Origin of the sequence: Acidovorax radicis N35, assembly GCF_000204195.1 — a bacterium.
In the GTDB taxonomy this organism is placed as follows: Bacteria; Pseudomonadota; Gammaproteobacteria; order Burkholderiales; family Burkholderiaceae_C; genus Acidovorax; species Acidovorax radicis.
The window spans coordinates 285,597-306,098 of record NZ_AFBG01000018.1 but is presented as its reverse complement, the minus strand read 5'-3'; the positions used below and the strand labels follow the sequence as shown (position 1 = coordinate 306,098).

General features: G+C 66.5%; 19 protein-coding genes. 6 read left to right on the top strand and 13 right to left on the bottom strand.

Going from position 1 to position 20,502, the window contains the following annotated elements:
• Window positions 1–82 precede the first annotated feature (82 nt).
• The gene (locus ARADN35_RS0107025; protein WP_010460517.1) at window positions 83–1,777 is read left to right on the top strand and encodes a hypothetical protein; all 1,695 of its coding nucleotides are present in this window, start codon (window positions 83–85) and stop codon (window positions 1,775–1,777) included.
• Between the two features lie 47 nt (window positions 1,778–1,824).
• Here ARADN35_RS0107025 and ARADN35_RS0107020 read toward each other — a convergent pair whose 3' ends face one another.
• On the bottom strand, window positions 1,825–2,712 hold the full coding sequence (locus ARADN35_RS0107020) for an alpha/beta hydrolase (RefSeq protein WP_010460515.1): 888 nt from the start codon (window positions 2,710–2,712) through the stop codon (window positions 1,825–1,827).
• 466 nt (window positions 2,713–3,178) lie between these two features.
• On the opposite strand from ARADN35_RS0107020, the gene ARADN35_RS28375 reads away from it, so the two are divergent.
• Together ARADN35_RS28375 and ARADN35_RS0107015 are read left to right on the top strand one after the other, a co-directional pair.
• Entirely contained in the window at window positions 3,179–3,673 is a 495-nt protein-coding gene (locus ARADN35_RS28375) for a hypothetical protein (RefSeq protein ID WP_139019177.1), read from the top strand.
• A 45-nt stretch (window positions 3,674–3,718) separates the two neighbouring features.
• The gene (locus tag ARADN35_RS0107015; protein WP_010460513.1) at window positions 3,719–4,147 is read left to right on the top strand and encodes a DUF1810 domain-containing protein; all 429 of its coding nucleotides are present in this window, start codon (window positions 3,719–3,721) and stop codon (window positions 4,145–4,147) included.
• Here the strand turns inward: ARADN35_RS0107015 and ARADN35_RS0107010 are convergent.
• Entirely contained in the window at window positions 4,144–5,064 is a 921-nt protein-coding gene (locus tag ARADN35_RS0107010) for a LysR family transcriptional regulator (RefSeq protein WP_010460511.1), read from the bottom strand. The two genes, ARADN35_RS0107015 and ARADN35_RS0107010, sit on opposite strands and share 4 nt — an antisense overlap.
• Before the next feature lie 80 nt (window positions 5,065–5,144).
• Between ARADN35_RS0107010 and ARADN35_RS0107005 the strand changes: the two genes are divergently transcribed.
• On the top strand, window positions 5,145–6,047 hold the full coding sequence (locus ARADN35_RS0107005; RefSeq protein WP_010460509.1) for an NmrA family NAD(P)-binding protein: 903 nt from the start codon (window positions 5,145–5,147) through the stop codon (window positions 6,045–6,047).
• 165 nt (window positions 6,048–6,212) lie between these two features.
• Here ARADN35_RS0107005 and ARADN35_RS26010 read toward each other — a convergent pair whose 3' ends face one another.
• Window positions 6,213–7,178, bottom strand: coding sequence for a helix-turn-helix transcriptional regulator (locus ARADN35_RS26010; RefSeq protein WP_010460507.1), 966 nt, complete (start codon window positions 7,176–7,178; stop codon window positions 6,213–6,215).
• 143 nt (window positions 7,179–7,321) lie between these two features.
• Between ARADN35_RS26010 and ARADN35_RS0106995 the strand changes: the two genes are divergently transcribed.
• Window positions 7,322–7,711: a nuclear transport factor 2 family protein gene (locus ARADN35_RS0106995; protein WP_010460505.1), complete on the top strand. Its 390-nt coding sequence runs from the start codon at window positions 7,322–7,324 to the stop codon at window positions 7,709–7,711.
• Window positions 7,712–7,825: 114 nt separating this feature from the next.
• Here ARADN35_RS0106995 and ARADN35_RS0106990 read toward each other — a convergent pair whose 3' ends face one another.
• From ARADN35_RS0106990 to ARADN35_RS0106945, 10 genes are all read right to left on the bottom strand, one after another.
• Window positions 7,826–8,890 (bottom strand): branched-chain amino acid ABC transporter permease, encoded by a 1,065-nt coding sequence (locus tag ARADN35_RS0106990; RefSeq protein ID WP_010460503.1) that lies wholly within the window; start codon window positions 8,888–8,890, stop codon window positions 7,826–7,828.
• Window positions 8,887–9,786, bottom strand: coding sequence for a branched-chain amino acid ABC transporter permease (locus ARADN35_RS0106985; protein ID WP_010460501.1), 900 nt, complete (start codon window positions 9,784–9,786; stop codon window positions 8,887–8,889). The genes ARADN35_RS0106990 and ARADN35_RS0106985 overlap by 4 nt, the downstream gene beginning before the upstream one ends.
• The gene (locus ARADN35_RS26005; protein WP_035197255.1) at window positions 9,783–10,586 is read right to left on the bottom strand and encodes an ABC transporter ATP-binding protein; all 804 of its coding nucleotides are present in this window, start codon (window positions 10,584–10,586) and stop codon (window positions 9,783–9,785) included. The genes ARADN35_RS0106985 and ARADN35_RS26005 overlap by 4 nt, the downstream gene beginning before the upstream one ends.
• A complete protein-coding gene (locus tag ARADN35_RS0106975) occupies window positions 10,583–11,353 on the bottom strand; it encodes an ABC transporter ATP-binding protein (protein ID WP_100199433.1) in 771 nt (256 codons plus the stop codon). The genes ARADN35_RS26005 and ARADN35_RS0106975 overlap by 4 nt, the downstream gene beginning before the upstream one ends.
• 6 nt (window positions 11,354–11,359) lie before the next feature.
• The gene (locus tag ARADN35_RS0106970) at window positions 11,360–12,703 is read right to left on the bottom strand and encodes an ABC transporter substrate-binding protein (RefSeq protein ID WP_010460494.1); all 1,344 of its coding nucleotides are present in this window, start codon (window positions 12,701–12,703) and stop codon (window positions 11,360–11,362) included.
• Window positions 12,704–12,739: 36 nt separating this feature from the next.
• Entirely contained in the window at window positions 12,740–13,642 is a 903-nt protein-coding gene (locus ARADN35_RS0106965) for a SphA family protein (protein WP_010460492.1), read from the bottom strand.
• An 89-nt stretch (window positions 13,643–13,731) separates the two neighbouring features.
• On the bottom strand, window positions 13,732–14,985 hold the full coding sequence (locus tag ARADN35_RS0106960; protein ID WP_010460490.1) for an ABC transporter substrate-binding protein: 1,254 nt from the start codon (window positions 14,983–14,985) through the stop codon (window positions 13,732–13,734).
• 34 nt (window positions 14,986–15,019) lie between these two features.
• The gene (locus tag ARADN35_RS0106955; protein ID WP_010460487.1) at window positions 15,020–15,934 is read right to left on the bottom strand and encodes an alpha/beta hydrolase; all 915 of its coding nucleotides are present in this window, start codon (window positions 15,932–15,934) and stop codon (window positions 15,020–15,022) included.
• 15 nt (window positions 15,935–15,949) lie between these two features.
• Window positions 15,950–16,717: a coniferyl-alcohol dehydrogenase gene (locus ARADN35_RS0106950; RefSeq protein WP_010460485.1), complete on the bottom strand. Its 768-nt coding sequence runs from the start codon at window positions 16,715–16,717 to the stop codon at window positions 15,950–15,952.
• A 75-nt stretch (window positions 16,718–16,792) separates the two neighbouring features.
• Window positions 16,793–18,268 carry a benzaldehyde dehydrogenase gene (locus tag ARADN35_RS0106945; RefSeq protein ID WP_010460483.1) on the bottom strand — a complete coding sequence of 492 codons (1,476 nt, stop codon included), beginning with the start codon at window positions 18,266–18,268 and terminating at the stop codon, window positions 16,793–16,795.
• Window positions 18,269–18,547: 279 nt separating this feature from the next.
• Here ARADN35_RS0106945 and ARADN35_RS0106940 point away from each other — a divergent pair, with 279 nt between their 5' ends.
• Window positions 18,548–20,473, top strand: a complete 1,926-nt coding sequence (locus ARADN35_RS0106940; RefSeq protein WP_010460482.1) for a sigma-54-dependent Fis family transcriptional regulator — start codon at window positions 18,548–18,550, stop codon at window positions 20,471–20,473.
• Window positions 20,474–20,502 lie beyond the last annotated feature (29 nt).

Here is a 20,502-nt window from a genome sequence, read left to right as displayed (position 1 = left end):
GCCTGCAGGCCCAAACAAATCATGCGAATCCACGCGGCCAAGCTGCGGGAGCCAGCCTCTATCACTATGTACTAGCTCCGCAATGCCCTCTAGCCTTCACCTCTTCGACCCCCAGCGCCATGCCCTGCCGCTGCCCGAAAATTTTGCAGCTCTGGAGGCCATGCGCGAGTTACTGCACGCGCGTGCCGATGGCAAGAACCTGCGCTTCCTCGAGTTCGCGCTGCGGTTCGAGGCCCGCTTCAAGGTAGCGAGTCGCACCACTCCACTGCAACAGGCCGACGCCTGCCGTCGCGCGGCATGGCAGTTTGACCTCCCGAACGTGGATGAGATGCCTGCATACCGGGCGGCTGTGGAGATTGCCGGTGCACTGGGATTGGTGGCGTATGACGCGACGCTGGGCGTAGGTTTTCTGCCCGACGGCCGGGTAGTGCCGACTGAGTTCGCGCAAGCCGCCACGCCTGTGGCGCCCGCCGAAAAGCGGCCCTGGGGGGCGCTCCCGCCAGACGCGCTGCGCGGCGAGAGCGAGGTGCGAGAAGTTTTGGCCCCTGCCCTGGCGCGCGCTATGGCTGGCAGCGGTTTTGAGCTGGAAGCTGCGCCACCCGACGAGCCCGGCGCGCCCATCGTCCTCGCCCGACGGCTTGGTGCTGTGCGCCAGGTGCTGACCGTCAATCTGATGCGCTATGAAGTGCTGAACCTGACCCTGCGTGTGTGGCATGACGCTTGTACCGCTGTGCTGGCACAAGCCCTGGGCCCCGAGCCTCACCAGGACACCGCCTTCGAGCTGGGCATGGCGTTCTTCGAGCCCGGGCCGGGCTCCCTGCACCGGTGGGCACTCGAACGTCTGTCGCAATTGCCAGCGGTCCTTGCGCTGGTATGTGGTCGGGTTCTGCCCCTGGCGGGTCTGTGCACTGACCTGCATGGGCTGGACCAACTGCTCAACGACGCCAGCGCCGACACGGTGCGTACCCCCTACCGCAACGCCTACACCTGGTCGGACCGCCCGGACGGCTCCGACGGCTCGCGCAGCCTGCGTGACGAGGTCTTTCCGCTTGCGCAGCGCCTCATCATTTCCTACCTCAACGGCAACCCCATGGCACCCGCCATCGCCCGCGAGCTGGAGGACCATTGGCAGCACAGCAGCCATTGGCGCGCCCCTCAGGAACGCGAGGCCCTGGCGGCCGTGCGCGCCACGCTGGCCCACACGCCGCCACTGGTCCGCTGGAACGACATAGCAGCCTGGCGGGCCGCACTGCGCCCTATTCCTGCATCGCTGCAGTCCCACACCCCCGACCCGCGTGGGCGGCGCTGTCACCACTATGAAGTGACCGAAGCCTTGCACCAGGACCTGCGCAAAGACCCAGGTGGCTTTTGGGCCAGGTTCGCCGGTCCGGATGGTGCATCCGAGCTCACGCGCGCGTGGCAAGACAAGGCCTCCACATTGCCTAGCTCCGGGCGCATCCCCCCGGACGGCCTCGGATGCCATGTGACCACTCTGCCCGGCAGGGCTGGTGAGGGCGCGATCAAAGTGGTGTGCCTTTGCTTTGCACCCATCACGGGCCTTGACGAGCATCGCTTCCTGGCACTGGCTCGACGCGGCGACATATCACGCATGTTCCGCATGGGCTACGAAAACGGACTGGACGACGACGGCCAAATGCAGCTGCGCATTGAGTACGGCGTGCGCCACGGGAACGCCGACGTTATCGCCCGCGAAACGCTGGATGCCGAGCTGACCATGCAGGCATTCCTGCAGAGGGTGGCAGAGCTGTTCGCATGAACCGGCGTGGGAGCCGCTTCAACAGACTGCTGCTACGGGAGCCGTGACTACGCAATGCGGGAACGCGCCCGCAGCCACGCCACCACATCCCCCGTCACCTCATCCCGATTGGTCTCATTCAAGATCTCATGGCGCGCCGCCGGGTACAGCTTGACCGTCACATCGGCCACACCGGCATCCCGGTACCGCTGCCCCAGTTGCTCCAACAAGACACCACCTGCAGCCAGCGGGTCTGCGTCGCCGGACGCGATCAGGATGGGCAGGTCGCTGCGGATGCGCGCGAGCAGCGCGGGGTCGGCCAACCGGGGCGCAGGTGCGAAAAGCGAAGGGATCACGTCGTCCGGCATGTCCCAGCCGCACCAGGGGTCTGCGACGTAGGCGTCTACCTCTGCGGCGTCGCGCGACAGCCATTCGTAGCCGGTGCGGTGCTCAAAGCCTGCGTTGAACGCCGCGAGCCCGGCGGTCGCATCGGCGGGGGCGTTGGCCATGGCGGCGGCAAACAGGTCGAGGGCGGTGGAGCCTGACAGGATGACGCCGGACCAGGTGGATGAATGGTCGAGGATGGCCGCCTGCGCTGCGAACGAGCCCATGGAGTGGCCGAACAGGAACACGGGCAGTTGCGGCCCGTGCTGTGCGCGCAGCAGTGCGCCGAACTGGGCCACGTCGGCAATGAGGCCGCTGAAACCTGCGCTGCCAAAGTCACCCAGCTTGCCACCGGCGGTGCGCCCGTGTCCGCGATGGTCCACGGCGTGGACGATGAAGCCTGCGGCGTTCAAGGCCCGCGCAAAGCGGTCGTAGCGCTCGCCATGCTCGGCAAGGCCGTGGGAAATTTGAACGACGCCCACTGGTTGGCCCGGGGTTTGGGCCCAGGTGTAGGTGGTGACCTGGGTGCCGTCTGCGTTGGACTGGAAGGAGGTGGTGGTGGTAGTGCTCATCGGTTCATTCTGCACGGGGCGTGGCGGTGTGTCACGGTCACATTTCCCGGACCCATCACCTCCCATCACCATTCAATTTTTGCCGTGCCGAGGCTTCCCAGTCACCATCAACTCCAACCAGCCCCATGCGCATTCCCACTCTCACGGCGCTTGTGGCGGCTTTTGCAGCTGCGTCAAATGCAGGGGCCCAGGCCGTGAACACGCCAGCCCAAGTACGCGGAGCGACGGCTGGTTAAACCACGTCCCCAGACACCACAGACGCCGGCTGAAGCTCATGCCCGGGGCGCAGGCATAGTGGAGGGCGCGCAAGATGAGAGGGTCTGCGGCGATTTCGTCGCGGTTCCAGTTGCGTTGCCGGTCCCGCCCCCACCAATTTTGTCGAAACCCCTCTGCGGCACAATTTCGCCGGCGCCCCAGCGAGGCCAAAGCCGTACATGCCGGTGAATTCAAACTTCAGGCCACCCCTATGACTTCCAGCAAGGACAAACAGCTGATGGGCACTGAGCCTTCGGGTGCAATCCAAGCAGCGCATGCTTGTGCTGCTTCTCGATCTGCAATCAAGACTTTTTGGAACGCAAATCAAGGCGATCGAACGGCCCTAAGTCTCGCATTGGACGATTGCCTTGACGTCGATTCGAGCCTGTTTGGGGACACGAAGCTGAATGCAGCGATTGAGCATATTTCGCAATGCAGTGCCTGCCTTGAGTGGAGAAAATCGGAGCTGGAGCCAGAACGGTACGAATGGATAAGGATGTCTCAAGCGTACTGTTGCACTGAGATGTTTCACGCCGTTCAGGGTGCCGATGCAGGCCTTGCAATCCGTTTTGGCTTGGCCGGCCCAGAGAGTCTGCCGTGTTGGTGGGTCGAACCGAGCAAGACTGTCATTCGACATTGCCCCTGGTGTGGTTCATCCTTGACTCAAATGCATCCAGATTTGACCGCTGCCACCCGCTCGGCCTGACACTGCACTGGACATCATCAGCCAGTCCATCACCAAGCTCCCGGAATGCCCCTCTTCCTTGACCTCGACCGCTTTCTGCAAGCCCAGGAGCCCGTTTGGCCCCGCGTGATTTCCGAGCTGCGGGCGGGCAAAAAGCGCACGCACTGGATGTGGTTTGTGTTTCCGCAGATCAAAGGGCTGGGGCACAGCGACATGGCGCAGCGCTACGCCATTCAATCGCTGGCAGAGGCGCGGGCGTATCTGGCGCACCCGGTGCTGGCAGGCCGCCTGCGCGAGTGCTGCCAGATCCTGCTGGGGTTGGAGGCGTCTTCTGCGCTGGATGTGTTGGGCACGCCAGACGACCTCAAGCTGCGCTCCAGCATGACGCTGTTTGCTGAAGCATCGGCGCCCGGCAGCGTCTTCGACGCGGTGCTGCAGAAGTACTTCGGCGGGGAAAAAGACCCGCGCACGGTGCAACGACCGCATGGCGCCTAAGTCTCTACATCCAACGACACAGCGATATCCACAAGCTGCTGCCTCACCCAGGCATTCGCTGGGTCCCCGTGAAAGCGCTCGTGCCAGATCATGGCCGGTGACAACGGTGCCACTGGCAGCGGCAGGTCCAGCAGCGCGAGAGAAAGCCTCTTTGCCATCAAACGCGCGAACCGACTGGGCAAGGTCAGGACCATGTCGCTGTCTGCAACCAGCATGGCAGCCGCCAGAAAGTGCGGCACCCGCAGTGCGACATGGCGGGTAAGACCCTGGGCCGACAGAGCAACATCCACAGCGCTCTCCCCCACGCCAGAAATCGTCACCGCAACGTGGCGCAAAGCCACATAGCGGTCCAGCCCGAAGGCACCCTGGGCCGCAGGGTGCCCGGCCCGCACCACGCACACCAAGCTGTCGGTGTAGAGCCCCCGCCGATGCAGGCTGCCAGGCAACGCCTCAAAAATGCCCAGCGCCAGGTCTGCGGCGCCTTGTTCGATCAGCCGCACGTTGTCGCCGGCCGGCTGCGCGATGTGCAGGCTCAACGCGGGCGCTTGTCGCTCGAGGCGCGACACCAGGCCAGCCAGCACCACGACGCTCAGGTGGTCGTGCGCGGCGATGGTGATGCGGCCTGTGGCCGCGGCGGGGTCGAAGACTGCGGGGGACACGATGCCGCGTGCATCGTCCAGCAGCTTGCTCACCGGGCCTGCCAGGGCTTCGCCGCGCGGCGTCAGGTCCAAACCGAGCTTGCCGCGCACCACCAGCTGGTCGTTCAGCATGCGGCGCAGGCGCCCCAGTGCCCGGCTGGCCGCCGGTTGGCTCAAGCCTAGGCGCAGGCCCGCCAGGGTCACGCTTCGGTCCCGCACGAGTGCTTCAAAAAGCTTGAGCAGGTTGAGGTCGACCATCGACAAATCCACTTGGTGCATTCTCGGTATGCCTTCCATGTCATTGATGCATTGCGGGCCATCATCCACCATTCCTGTTCATCTTGAATAGGAGTTTTTGCATGACTTTTTCCTCACTGCCTTACGCCGTGTTTGGCGTGACAGGCCGCACCGGCGCAGCCGCCGCCGACGCGCTGTTGCAGGACGGCCAACGGGTGCGCGTGGTGGTGCGCAACCCGGCCCAAAGCCAACCGTGGGCCGACCGCGGCGCAGAGGTGGCCGTGGCCGACCTGACCGATGTGGCATCCATGACGCGCGCACTTCGCAACGTGCGGGGCGCCTACGTCGTCTGCCCCCAGCAATATGGCCGCGAAGATTTGTTCGAGCAGGCTGCTTGGATGGCCGACGCGGTAGCCAAAGCGGCCGTCGCAGCGGGCGTGCCCAGACTGGTGGCCCTGTCCTCGGTGGGCGCAGACCGTGACTGCAAGATCGGGTGGATCGGGATGAACCGCGTGTTCGAGCAGCGGGTGGGCGACGCGGGCGTGCCCACCATCTTTCTGCGTGCGGCCTACTTCATGGAGAACTGGACGCCGTTGGTTCACCAAGCGGTGCGCAGCGGCACTTTGCCCACGTTTTTGGCACCACCGCAACGGCGAATTCCGATGGTGGCCACGCTGGATGTCGGCAGGGCTGCCGCTGCCTTGCTGCAGGAAGAATGGACGCAGACCCGCGCGGTGACGCTGACCGGGCCCCAAGACTACAGCCCGCACGATGTAGCCGCCGTGGTGTCGGCCACGATCCACAAGCCTGTGGACGTGGCGGTGCTGTCGCCAGCGGATTGGCCGCTGGCGCTGGCGGGCGCTCATTTCTCAAAGGCTGCGCTGGCGGGCTTCACGGAAATGACGGTGGGCCTCAATAGCTCGCACATCGATATCAAGAGCGATGCCGGCGCTGCGCAGCGGGCAGGTACGACTGCGCTGGAGCAGGTCATCGCCGCCATCGCACGGTCGCAACAACCTGGGTAGGCGGCCAGGCGCTGCCAGGCCGCCTTCTGCGGTGCGGCATGACAGGTGTTGGCGCAGCACAAGGCACATCGGCCGTGGCGGCGCGATGTGCGGGACCGCAACGTGCTCGAAGCCGTGAACCGCGGCCGACAACGCGCGGCGGTCAATGCGCCGCGGCTGCGCCGATCAGGCTGCGCGTGCCGGGGCCGGACGCCCAGCCTCCCCCGCTTGGTGGGTGTGGTGGGCCGCCTGCCTGCTGCGAAATTCGGTTGGGGTGCACCCGGCCTCGCGCTTGAAGAACTTGGCGAAGTTCGCCAGGTCGCTGTAGCCCAGGCTCTCGGCAATGCGCGCCACCGGCCAGGTGGTGTGGGCCAGCAGGCGCTTGGCCTCCAGAACGACGCGGGCGGAGATGAAGGCCTTGGGTGTGACACCGGCTGCTTCCAGCGATGCGCGCACCAGGCTTTTCTCGGAGCAGCCCAGCTGCTGCGCATACCGGGGCAGTTGGTGCCAGGCGGCAAAGTGCTTCTCCACCAGCAATTCAAACGCCTTGAACCTCTGCAGCGCGCGCCCCGGCGGTGCGGGCTGCGCGGACTGCTGCTCATGCGCCATGCGCAGCCGCGTCAGCAAGGCATAGAGCTGATAGCGCAACAAGGCATGGGCATGCAGCGATGCGGCGTGGGTCTGCGTGTCCTTGTGCATCTGCGCAATGACGTGGGCAACCACCGGCGCGCTGTCGCTGCCCAGCACCCACGCGGTCGGCAGGCCGTCCAGCCCGTCGATCGGGGTCTGCGCCTGCGCGGCGGGGGCCGCTGCCCACAGAAATTCGGGGCGGAACAGCACCATCCACCCGTCCCAGTCCTGGGTGTCTCCAAAGCTGTGGGCTTTGCCGGGCCGCAGGACCAGCACCGAGCCCGGGCCGCAGCGCACGTGCTCGAAGTCCACCAGGTGGAGGCAGGTTCCCTGCGTCACAAAGATCAGGGTTGGAAAGGCGTAGCGGTAGGTTGACGCCAGCGCCTCGCCGCCCACCCGTTGCCGCAGGTCCGATACCCGGAATATCTCCAGGTCGAGCGGGTACAGCCCCTCGGGCTGGTAGCTCAGGTGCTGGATGTCAGGGTGGCGGGCTGCGGCGGGTTTGTGGTGGCGTGGGGTCATGGGTCAGCAACGGCGGGATGCAGAGATTTGTCCTGAAGTGACAGTAAATCGCCCGGTTTTCACCGCCCGCAGGGGCTCTTATTGTCCAACAATGACCTCACAGCGCCCACTGGGCGTTGCCCTAAATTCACCAAGGAATCCACATGCACGCCATTGAAATCGCCAAGACCTACATCCAAGCCGCACAAACCGGCGACCAGGCCACCCTCGGCCGCGTTATCTCACCCGACGTGGTCTGGCACCAGCCGGGCAACAACCAGTTCTCGGGAACGCACCGTGGCATGGCCGCCGTGGGCCAGATGCTGGGCCAGATGATGGCCGTGTCGCAAGGGACGTTTGCGATCACCCGGGCCGACCATTACATGGCCAACGGCGACTGGGTGGCCGTGAGCATCGAGTTTGCAGGCGAGCGCGACGGCCTCACGCTCCAGCAGGCGGGCGTGGACCTGCTGCGTATCGCCGATGGAAAGATCGTTGAAGTCCGCCTGTTCTCCAGCGATCCGGCGCAGGAAGACGCGTTCTGGGGCCAGTGACTCCCCACCCCTGCCCGCGCACGCTGCCCCCACCAGGTTGGGCGGCGTACGCGGGTATTTTTTGGATCAATTTGGCACCCAGCGCTTACCTGCATTCACCTATAGCTATCCAATTCATAGCAAATTGATTCCTCCCTCAGGGTTGCGCGGCCTGAGTGCCCGCACCCGGTAGCCCGCCGACAGCAGGTGCACGTCCCAGCGCTGCTGCACCGCGCCCCAGATGCCCTTGGGCAGGAAGAGCGCGAACAGCATGGCAATGGCGCCCAGGCCGATAAGGTAGAGCACGCCCTGCCCGCCCCACAGGGTCTCTACCGCAAAGAAAAGCAGCGCGCCGAGGATGGGGCCTTCCATGGTGCCTATCCCCCCCACCAACACCATGAAGATCATGTAGGCCGTCCACTGCACGCTGAAATAGGTCTTGGGCTGAAAGCTGATCGACGTGGCCAGCCACAGCCCACCGGCCAGCGCGCAGCCAAACGCCGATAGCACAAACACCAGCCGCTTGATGGCGACCACGCGCACACCGAGCGAAATGGCCGCCGTCTCGTTGTCGCGAATGGCCTGGGCGGCCGTGCCCACCTTGCTGCGCAAGAGCAGGAAGACCACCCAGCACAGCCCGGCCATGGCGGCCAGCGCGGCCCAGTAGGTATACGCACGCCGGTCGTCGGCCGCGTATTGCTGCAGCGCAATCATCGAGGTGCCCGTCTCGCCCTGCACCAGGCTGTCCAGGTTCACACACAGGTGCGCAAGCGCCGCTACCACCCACATGCCGATCGCAAATTCGCCGCCCTGCAGGCGCAGCATGAAGGCCGCCAGCGGCACCGCCACCAAGGCCACCAGCACAGCGCCCACCAGCAGCGCCGGGTACGGGCCCAGGCCCGCATCGGCCAGCCGCACCATGGCGTAGGCCCCGAGGCCAAAGAACGCCTGGTGACCAATCGACACCAGTCCGGCGTAGCCCGCCAAAGCGTTCCACATCACGGCCAGGATCACGTAGATGAACAACGTAGTGAGCCGGTCCACCGTGCCCGCCTGCAGCCACAGCGGCCCCAGGCAAAGCACGGCCAGCAGCAGCACGGTGGCGCTGGCGAAGGCGATGGACGCGCGCGTCCAGCGCTGGATGACCCATGGTGATGGGCCCGTGGGTGCGGAGGGAACAGAGATCGTTGGAACAGTCATGGCACGGCCCTGCGGCGGGAAGAGAAGAACCTGCGCAGCGCACCGCTCGCGTAGAGCCGGGCCAGCAGGATGACAAGAAAGGTGGCGTGCCCTGCGATCAGAAAACCCTGGGGATGCACCTGCGCCCCCAGGTTCTGCGCCACGCCCAGCACCACGCCGCCCAGCAAGGTGCCCCACAGCGATCCCGCGCCGCCGATGATCACGGCCTCAAACGCAAAGATCAGCTGCTGCGGGCCCGAGAACGGATCGAACGTGGCCCGCAGGGCCAGCGATGCCCCGGCCAGCGTGACGGTGACCATGGTGATGGCCGAGGCTGCCGCAAACACCGTGCCGGTGCGCACGCCCACCAGGCGCGCGGTGTCGGCATCCTCCGACGCTGCGCGGATCTGCCGCCCCAGCGCCGTGTGCGCCAGCATGGCATGCAGACCGCCCAGCAACAGCACGGCCAGCACCAGCACCAGGGTGGGCAGCTGCCCCACATACAGGCCGCCAGGCAGCTCCCAGCTGTCGTACGCCAGCGTGCCGATGGAGGTGGCCAGCGAACGCGTGTCGGCACCGAAGTGCTGGAACAACACGTTGTCGATCACGCTCGCCAAGCCAAACGTGGCCAGCAGCGGCACCAGGGCGCCCAGGCGCGCGCTGCGCTCCAGCACCAGCTTGTGCAGCAGCCAGCCCAGCAGCGCCATGGCAGGCACCACCGCCAGCAGGGCCAGCAGCGGGTGCCAGCCCATCGGCTCGGCCAGCACCCACAGCAGGTAAGCGGCCACCACGGTCAGGCTGCCGTGGGCCAGGTTGATGATGCGCATCACCCCGAACATGAACGACAGCCCGCAGGCCAGCAACGCGTAGTAGCCGCCGAGCAATAGGCCCTGGACGATCTGATTGAGAAGGTTCATGCGGCCTCCTTGTGGGCGGGGTTGACGTGGCTCGCGTGGTTGGCAGCTTCGCCGTCGGCACTGCCCGTGGTGTGGCTGACGGGCGCAGCTTCGAGCCGCTGCGCGCCAAAGTAAAACGCTGTGATCTGCGCACGGGTGAGTTGGTCGGCAGGCGCGTCGGCCACCACGCTGCCTTCGAGCATGCAGGCAATGCGGCTGGCCACGGCCTGCACGCGCTGCAGGTCCTGCTCTACCAATACCAGCGTGGTGCCCTGCCCCATCACGCCCTGCAGCGCCTCGTACACGCCCTGCACAGCCACGGGCGACAAGCCCAGCGAGACCTCGTCGAGCAGCAGCACGCGCGGGTTGGTCATGAGCGCGCGGCCAATGGCCACGGCCTGCTGCTGCCCGCCCGAGAGCTCGCCCGCGCGGGCGTTCAGCTTGGGCGCAAGCTGCGGGAAGGCGTCCAGCACGGTGTCAAAACTCCACTGCCCCCGTCTACCCGCTGCACGCGCCACGAGCAGGTTCTCGCGCACCGTCATGCCTGCAAACAGGCGTCGCCCCTCGGGCACCAGGGCCAGGCCTTCGGCCACACGCTCCTGGGCAGGCATACGGGTGATGTCCACCCCGTCCCACCGCACGGTGCCGCTGCTGGCGCGGTGTGCACCGGCCAGCGTGCGCAGCAGCGTGGTCTTGCCCGCACCATTGGCCCCCACCAGGGCCAGGATGTCGCCCTGGCGCACCTGCAGCGACACATTGCGCACGGCAGGCAGCTGCCCGTGGTGGGCGTTCAGGTTGTCAATACTCAACAACGCGCTCATGCCGCCACCCCGCCCAGATAGGCCTCGACCACGGTGGCATCGTTCAACACGGTTTGCGGATCACCGTTGGCAATGATCCGTCCGCCGTCCATGCACACCAGGCGCGTGGCGACCTGCAGCAGCACGTGCACCAGGTGCTCGATCCAGACGATGGCAATGCCGCGGGCCTGGATGGTGCGCACCATGGCTACCAGCTCGCTGGCCTCGGCATCGGTCAGACCCCCACCGATCTCGTCGAGCAGCAGCACCTTGGGGCCGGTGGCCAGCGCGCGCACCAGCTCCAGCCGCTTGCGGCCGAGCAAGCCCAGCGTCTCTGCACGGCGATTGGCCAGCGCCTCCATGCCACACAGGCGCAGGCACTCCATGGCCCGGTCACCCGCGTCGCGGGCATGCAGGCCCGCGCCATGCGTGGCGCCGGTGAGCACGTTTTCAAACACCGTCATGCCCAGAAACGGTCGAGGCACCTGATGGGTGCGCGCAATGCCCGCGCGGCAGCGGTCTGCCGCACTGCGGGCGCTCACATCCACCCCCTGGAACCAGACGGTGCCCTGGCTCGGCGCAAACGCTCCGGCCAGCACGTTCAGCAGCGTGGTCTTGCCCGCACCGTTAGGCCCGACGATGCCGACGGCCTCGTCGGTGCCTACCAAAAAATCGAGCTGGTCCAGCACCTTCAAGGCACCAAAGCGCATGTCGATGCCCTGGGCCTGCAGCAGATGCTGCGGCCCGCCCGCTGGCGGGGATTGCGGATATGGAGGTGAATGTGGCATGGACAATCAGCTGTAGGACTTGAGCGCCGCCGCCACGGGGATGTTGCGATCCGTGGCGTTCTCGGTGACCACGATGTCGAGCTTGAACTTGCTGCCCGCCGCAGGCTTGACCCACTGGGCCCCCACCACGGGCGTCACCGACACGTTGGGCACGGGCCCCTTGGCAAAGTCCACCGGGCCTTGCATGGTGGTGGCCTTGAGGGTGCTGATGGCCTTGGCCAGCACTGCCTTATCGCGCGGGTTGGTGCTGGCTTTCAGCGCCTCGGTGCCTGCATCGAACAGCGACATGGTGGAGCCCAGCATCTGTGTCCATTGCTTGCCGGTGCTGGCCTCGTAGGCATCTGCCAGCTGCACGCCCGTCAGGCCGGTCAGCGCCGACGCATACGGAAAGGTCTTGTGCCAGAAGCACCCGGCGCCCAGGTTCAGCGCCAGCGGGCCCAAGGCCTCCACCTGTGACGGCACCAAGCCCGTCTTGGCGATCTGCGCAATCTTCACCATGCGCGTGTAGCCCTGCTGGGCCGCCTGCCGCCAGAAGGTGGCGAAGTCTGGCGGAATGGGGAAGGTGTTGAAGATCTCGCAGCGCTCGGCCTTGAACTTGGCGATCTGTGCAGAGTAGTCGGTGGTGCCGTTCTCATACGGCCCGGCGTCCACCACGGTGAAGCCCGCCTTGGCCAGCTCGGGCGCCAGTGTGGCGCGAATCGCGTTGCCGTCGGCATCGTTGGGGTACAGCACGCCAATCTTCTTGTTGGTGGGCAGCGCAGAAAACTGCGACGTGTACGACGTGGTGAAGCTGCCACCGCCAAACGAGAAGTGGTACGTCCACTTGAAGGGCGATGGCGCACCGGGCTTGGCGCCGCGGCCAAAGTACCAGGCCTCCCACGGCATCACGGTGGACAGGCAGGGTACGCCCGCCGCCTCGCACGCATCCGACACCGGGTTCACCGTTTCGGGTGTGGTGGTAGTGAGCATGAGGTCGATCTTGTCGCTGTTGATCAGCGCCTTGGCCAACTGGCTGGCGCGGGCCGGGTCGGACTGCGTGTCGCGGTCCAGGATCTCCACCGCGTACTTCACGCCGCCGATGGTCAGGCCTGCCGCCAGCGTTTTGCGCACCTGGGCCAGGATGAAGGTGTCGGTCTCGCCCAGCGCGCCCAGCGGGCCGGTGCGGGGGCTGATGAAGCCCACCTTGAGCACGGGCGCTGCGCTTGCAGCCTGGGCCCACAGCGGGCCGGCGCTCAGCGCAAGGCTACCGGCGCCCGCGGCGGTGATCAACCCACGGCGCGAGATGGTGGGGGACGTAGCCTGTTCGACCTCTAAGGCGGCCACGGTGGATTCAGGGGTGTTGGTTGTCATGGGGAATGTCTCCAGTGATCAATTCAGTTGCAGGGTTCAGAAAGGGATGGTGGTCTTGAGCCAGAACTGCGAGCCCTGCGCGCGGTTGCGCACACCGAACTCCTTCTCGACCTTGGCGGTGATGAGCCAGCCCTTGCCGTTGGCGTAGCGCACCGACGGGCCAATGGACTGGCTGCGGCCACGCGAGCCCGCCAGCGCCACGCCGCCCACCTTGTCGTCGCTCCACTGCCGGTACACATAGCCCCCCACCCCCACCACCCAGCCATTGCCCAGGCCCCAGCCCGCGGCGTAGTCCACGATGAATTCGCGGCCAGAGCGGTAGTTGGTGTCGCTGTTGGTGCGGTTGAAATTCAGCGTGGCCTTCACGTCGCCGTTGAAGCCGCTCGGGTCCATCCAGGTCAACACGCCCAGGGGCTGCAGCGACAGGTAGTTGCGGCCAATATTGGCCTGGCGCGTGCGGTCATACCCGCCGGTGGGCAGCACGGCGTCAAGCCCGACCACGCTGTGCAGCTGCGGCGAGTGGTGCCAGGCCACCGAGCCCCCAACCGTCACATCGCCCAGTCCGGTGCGCGAATCGTTTGCACCACCGGCACGCACCGACAGGTCCACCACAGGCAGGATGGCGTGCGCGGCTACCAGGCCGCCCAGCGCCTCCTGGGGGGTGATCCAGATCAGGCGCGTGGCAGCGGCGGCGGCGCGCACCTTGAAGCCGGGGATGGGCACGGCGTTGCCCTGGCCGTCGTTCACGCGGCTGGTGGTGTAGTAGTTGAGGTACTCCAGCACATACAGGCCGGGCGGCGGCGCAGCGCCCGCCATGAAATTCTCGGTGCCCAGCGGATAGGTGGAGCCTCCACCCTCGGTAGCGAAGGCCGCTGTGCATAGCGCGCCGGCCAGGGCCAGCACTGCCAGGCGGAAAGGTTTTTTGTAGTGCGTTGTCATGTTGTCTCCTCATTCAGGTTGGTTTTTTGAAATGCACGCTTCGGGTCTCACGGGAAATCGGTCTGTTCACAAATCGCTGCGGCACGGCCTCAGGGCGCCAGCAACTCGGGTACCTCGATCCAGGCGGGGGTGGCGATGTACCAATTGCCTTGCTGCAGCTTGAGCGGCAGGGCCGCACGGTTGGGGTTATGGGCGTGGCGTTGGCCGATCTCGAATGGCATCCCCAGCAAGGGATGGCTGGTGGGCGGCATCTGCTGCAGGGCGCGGGTCACGGTCTCGCGGGTGATGGGGCCCTCGACCTGGCGCAGGGCGCGCACCAGCATCTGGGCCGCCACGTAGCCGCCTTGCGACAGCGAACTCAAGGGGAGGCGAGCGTCCTGCATCAGGCGGCGCCAGTCCTGCGCGGGCAAGGACCGGCTCTTCCAGGGCTCGAACTCGGCCATCACATACACGGCGCCATCCCGCGGAGCGAGCGCGCGGGCCACACGGTCGGTGTAGGCCGGGGTGAGATAGATCCAGGTCATGCCGCCCGCCCCGAGCGCGTGAGCGGCCTCGCTCCAGCGGAGCACCGCGGCCTCATGCCCCGTGAAGATCACGGTGTCGCAGCCCTGCCCCTTCACATCCCGAAGCAGCGGCGCAGGGTCCTGCTCTGGCCCCGCCAGCTGCAGCTGCGGCACCTCCATGGCTTTCGCTGTGCCCAGGCGCTCCAGCGCCTGCTGGTAGCCCTCGGCCATGCCTGGCAGATCGAGCGCCAGGGCACACAGTTTTCGGCTGCGCAGCGTGCGATGGGCAAACAGCACGGCGCTGGCCAGCCCCACGTAGGGTCCGTTGTTGAGGGGCACCACATGCGACGATCGGAAGCATGCGGGCGAGACCGAGGCCCCTTGCAGCGACATCAACCGCGCCGCTTCGTAGCGAGGTGCATTGGCCGCGCAGTCGAGCAGGCCGGAACTGCCCGCCAGCGCCACTACCTCGGTGTCGTTGATGAGCCTCGTCGCCGCTGCCATGGCACTGGCGGGCGAGCCCCCTTCGTCGAGCGAGATGTATTCGATGCGGCGGCCCCCAATGCCGCCGGCGGCATTCACGGCGTCGATGTAGGCCTTGGCAGCCTGCGAGGACTCCGGGAATGCATGGGGGCCGCTCAGGGCACTGACCGCACCCACCTTGATGGGCCGCTGTGCGCCTTGCTGCGCGTGGGCGGCGGGCCAAAGCAGCAGCCACAGACACAGGCACATGCACATGCACAGCGGCAACAGCAGGGCACTGGGGCGCCACCACAGCAGCGCGCTCCTTGCGCCGCGCAGGCTCGCGCCCCGGCCTGCGCCGGTGGGTCGTTTCATCATGGTTTCAGTCCTTGTGCTACCGAGGGGCGCTGCGCTACGCGGCGGCAATGCGCTGGCGCGCGGCAATGAACCGGCCCGCCTGCTCCAGCGAAGCCAATGCCTCATCCAGCACGGGCGCAAACAGCTGCCAGCAATGCACCATGCCCTCCCACACGGTGCATTCCGCCTCCACACCCGCTGCCTTCAGGCGTGCGGCCATGGTCACGGCGTCGTCGCGCAGGCGCTCCCAGCCGCCCACCTGCAATTGCACGGGCGGCAGCCCCTGCAGGTCGGTGCTGTAGAACGGCGTGACCGTGGGCGAACGCACATCGCCACCCGGCACATACATGGCGTTGAAAAAGCCCATCAGCTCGCGCGTGATGAACGGGTCATCCACCGTGTGGTGGGACTCGCCTTCGGACGCCAGGTCCAGCGCGGGCGACAAGGCCACGATGGCCGCAGGCAGGGGCAGCCCCTGGTTGCGGGCACGCACAGCCGTAGACAAGGCCAGGTTGCCGCCCGCCGAGTCGCCCATCAGCGCAATGGCCGACGCAGCGTAGCCGTTGGCCAGCGCCCACTGGTAGGCGGCCAGCGCATCGTCGTGTGCTGCGGGCGCGGGGTGTTCCGGCGCCAGGCGGTAGTCCACGTTGAGCACCTGCGCGCCACTGAACTGCGCCAGGTACGAGCACAGCGCCCGGTGCGAGGCCAGCGAGCCAAACACAAACCCGCCTGCGTGGTAATAAATGATGAGCCTGCGCGGGTCAGCCTGCGGCGTGCTCAGCAACTCCGCAGCCATGGTGCCGCCCGCCCCGTTGGGGATGCGCAGCGTCTGGATGGGAAGCCCCTGGGCGAGGGGCATCTGCGAGTTGCTGGCATCAAACCACGCACGCAGCTGCGCGGGAGTGGGCTGGGCTGGCGGTGGGTTTTGCGCGGCCATCTGCAAGATGGCCTGGAGCTGTTGTGCGGACATGTGTGGCCCCTTCGCTCAGATATAGGTGGAAGCCAGCCCGCCATCCACGGGCAGGTTGATGCCGCTCACCCAGCGTGCCGCGTCGCTGCACAGGAACGCAATCACAGGCGCCACTTCATCGCTGAAGGCCGGGCGCTTCATACGGTGCGCGTCTTTCTCCACCCGCTCCTGGCCCAGCATCTGTACAAAGTCGCCCAGGATGGGCGTGAACACGGGGCCTGGGGCCACGCAGTTCATGCGCACGCCGCGCTCCATGAAGATTTTTTGCGACTGGGTGTAGGTCCACACGATCAGCGCTTCTTTGAAATACTGGTAGCAGGTGTCTTGCGCCACGGGGTGGGCGGCCAGCCACTTCGCGCCCTCTTCAAAGCTGGTGGTGGCGCCCAGAGCGCGGTGTGGCTCCAGGCGCTGAGGCCACTCGGCCCCCAGGATGGAAGAGATATTGACGATGGAGCCGCCCTCGCCCATACGTTCCAGCACACGGTGTGTGAAGTGCCGCAGGCCCAGGTAGTTGACGCGGCCCACCAGCTCGGCGGGCGATGTGCCCGGCACGCCGGCAATGTTGGCCAGCGCGTCAATCTTGGCGGGCAGTTGCGCCACGGCAGCGTCGATGGCGGCCGGGTCGCCCAGGTCCACCTGCACAAAGCCGTCAAGCGTGAGTGTGGGCGCATTGCGGTCCACACCGATCACGCGGGCGCCCTGCTGGCGGGCGAGCTTGGCAAAGTCTGCGCCGATGCCCGAGCAGCAGCCGGTGACGACGATGGTTTTGTTGTGAAGGGTCATGAAATTTGTCTCCTGATTTTTGTGGTGGGGGCACAAGCCCTCGGCGCGGCCAAGCCGCGCCGAGGGCTTGCGACTTCAGAACGGGAATGCGGGCAGCGCGTCTTTGACCGTGATCCACTGCCACTGCGTGTATTCATCAATGTCCGCAGGCCCACCCACGCTGCCCCCGTTGCCACCCACACCGGGGCCGCCAAAGGGGTTGGTGCACTCGTCGTTCACCGTCTGGTCATTGATGTGGACCATGCCTGCGCGCAGCCGCTGGCCGATGGCCATGGCGCGGCCCACGCTGGGGCTGATGACGGCGGCAGCCAGGCCGCCCTGGCTGGTGTTGGCCAGTTGGACGGCCTCGTCGTCGGTGCGGAAGGTGACGAGGTTGGCCACCGGGCCAAAGGGCTCTTCGTCGAACGAACGGACGCCGGGCTTGACACCCGAGAGCACCGTGGGCTTGTAGCAAAGGCCCTCGTAGGTGCCACCCGCTTCGAGCTTGGCGCCCTGGGCCACGCTGTCCTTGATGAGCTTGTCGAAGCGCTGCAGTTGCTTGGCGTCGATCATCGGCCCCATGGCGACCTGGCCACTGGCACCGTCGCCCACGGGCAGGTGCGTGGCCTTGCCCACCATGCGTTGCAGGATGGCTTCAGCAATCGACTCGTGCACCAGGATGCGGTTCGATGCCATGCAGATCTGCCCCTGGTGGAACCACGCGCCAAACGCGGCGGCGCTGGCTGCTGCGTCCAGGTCGGCGTCTTCCAGAATGACGAGGTTGTTGGCCCCGCCCAGCTCCAGCGACACCTTCTTCAGGTGCTGCCCCGCCAGCGCGCCAATGCGGCGGCCCACCGTGGGCGAGCCTGTGAAGGCGATCATGGGCACGCGCTCGTCCACCACCAGCGCCTCGCCCGCTTCGGCATCGCCAGGCACCACCTGCAGCAGGCCCTTGGGCAGGCCCGCCTCTTCAAACACGCGGGCCATGATGAAGCCGCCACTCACTGGCGTGCGCGTGTCGGGCTTGAGCACCACCGCGTTGCCCAGCGCCAGCGCCGGGGCCACCGAGCGCAAGCCCAGGATGAGCGGGAAGTTGAACGGCGAGATCACACCCACTACCCCGTGCGGCACGCGCCGCGCAATCGACAGGCGGCCGGGCGTGCTGGGCAGCACCTGGCCCTGGGCCTGCATGGGCAGGGCCGCGGCCAGGTGGCACAGCGTGATGGCCTCGCGCACCTCGTGCTGGCCCTTGGGCACGATGCCGCCGGTTTCGCGGGCCACCGCCATGGCCAGCTCGTCAAAGTGCTGCTCAAAAATACTGGCCGCACGGTGGAACACCGCCGCACGCTCGCGCGGCCCCGTGGCCGCCCACGCGGCCTGTGCTTGCTGCGCCCGGCCAATGGCGTCCTGCATGTCGGCCGCACTGGCAATGCCCACGCGGCTCAACACCTGGCCCGTGGCGGGCTCGACCGCGTCACGCGCCGTGCTCAGCGCGGTAGACCACGCGCCATCGAAGGCCTTGCCCGCCCACAGGCGGTTGTCCAGCAGGCCTGGTTTTTCTGAAACACCCATTGCATTGCTCCTTGGTTGAAATCAAAACCCACCGCATTGCCGCGGCGGTGTGACCTCAAATTGCAACGGGCGTACCAGCCCCACGCGCCCCAACGCCGTTGAACACGCTCAACGGGGCTTTTTTGAGAGGGGACGCTACGGACTTTCCCTAGGCTGAAAGACGGCTGGCACAGGCGACTTTTTCCCACCAAATAGTTACCATTCATAAACAAATGGCTACTTGCCAATTGCTCAAATGATCACTTTTTGATCGATTTTTGATGACTGCCGGAGAAGTCCATGTCCCGACGCCGTGTCTCCCTGGCCGATCTGAATCGCCGCACCGCCACCGGCCAGGCCGGGGGTTTGCTCGCCACGACCGAGCCCTCTGCCCTGGGCGGGTTCGACACCGTCGGCGTGAGCCAGCACACCCACCCCACGGTGGCCGACATCAGCGAGTGCCTGTTCTTCTCCCCCGGCGATGGGCGCATCTGGCTGCAGGACCAGCGCATGATCCTGCTGCACTCCGAGGCCCTGGGCTCGCTGCGGCGGGAGCTGATCGACAGCATCGGCCTGGACAAGGCACGCGGCCTGCTCACCCGTGCGGGCTATGTGAGCGGCGCGCGCGACGCCCGCCTGGTGCGCCAGCAATGGCCGAATGCCGAGCCCACGGCGGCGGCCATTGCAGGCACCCGCCTGCACGCGCTGGAGGGCGTGGTGCAGGTGGAAGTGGTGCACGCCCGCTACGACGCGGACAGGGGCGCCTACGAAGGCGAATTCCTGTGGCACAACTCCAGCGAGGACGACGAGCACATTGCCGCCTATGGCGTGGGCGGATCGCCCGCGTGCTGGATGCAGGTGGGATACGCCACAGGGTACGTGAGCACCTTGTTCGGCCACATGATCGTGTTCCGCGAGGTGGACTGCCGCTCGTCCGGCGCCGCGCACTGCCGCGTGATCGGCAAGTCGGCCCATTTGTGGGAAGACCCCGAGCAGGATTTGTTCTACCTGAACGCCCAGGACTTTGTGGGCACCCCGCCCGCATCGCTGCCCCCCTCGATGCCAGAAGGGGCGCAGGGCAAGGCGCGCACCACCTACCTGGGCATGCCACCGGGCAAAGCCTCAGCGCCCCCTGCAGGCACCGCCGCCGAGCCCACGGCCCAGGCCACCATGGTGGGCGCCTCCTCCGCCTTCAACGCCGCCTGCCACATGCTGCAGCGCGTGGCGCCCACCGCCGCCACGGTGCTCTTCACCGGCGAATCGGGCGTGGGCAAAGAAATGTTCGCCAGCATGCTGCACCGCATCAGCCCGCGCAAAGACCAGCCCTTTGTGGCCATCAACTGCGCAGCCATTCCCGAGACGCTGGTCGAATCCGAACTGTTTGGCGTGGAGCGCGGCGCCTACACCGGCGCAGGCACATCGCGCCCCGGGCGCTTTGAGCGGGCGCACGGCGGCACCCTTTTCCTCGACGAAATCGGCACGCTCAGCCTGGTGGCCCAGGGCAAGCTGCTGCGTGCTTTGCAAGAGGGCGAGATAGAGCGTGTGGGCGGGACCCGCACCGTGCGCGTGGACGTGCGCCTGGTCGCCGCCACCAACGTTGACCTGCGCCAGGCCGTGCGCGAAGGCACTTTCCGCGAAGATTTGTTCTACCGCCTGAACGTGTTCCCCATCCACCTGCCCCCGCTGCGCGACCGGCGCGATGACATCCCCCTGTTGATGAGCCACTTTCTGGCGCACTACCAACGCAAGCACCAGCGCCAGGTGCCGGGCTTTAGCCAGGCGGCGGTGAAGGCGATGTTTCACTACCCCTTCCCCGGCAACATCCGCGAGCTGCAGAACCTGATTGAACGGGCGGTGATCCTGGCAACCGATGGCGAGCCGATCGAGCCGCACCATTTGTTTGCCGGGGGCGAACAGCCCAGTTCGGACGTGATGTCGCTGCACCTGAATCCGAACAGCACGGGCACGCTGCATGCGGCGGGGCAGCCGCAACGCGGAGTTGCCGCGGGGGCAGTTGCCCCGCAGAACCCAGCCCCCCCACAGTCAACATCCTGCTGGAACCCGACCCCCACCGCTCCGCCAACGGTCGCGCCACTGCATCAAGCCGAAGAACAATTGCTGCGGCAGGCGCTGCACAGCGCGGGAGGCAATGTGGCGTCGGCGGCAAGGCTGCTGGGGATCAGCCGGGCGACGATGGCTTATCGGGTGAAGAAGTTTGGGATTTGAGAAAGGAACAATGCGAGCAGCTTGCAACG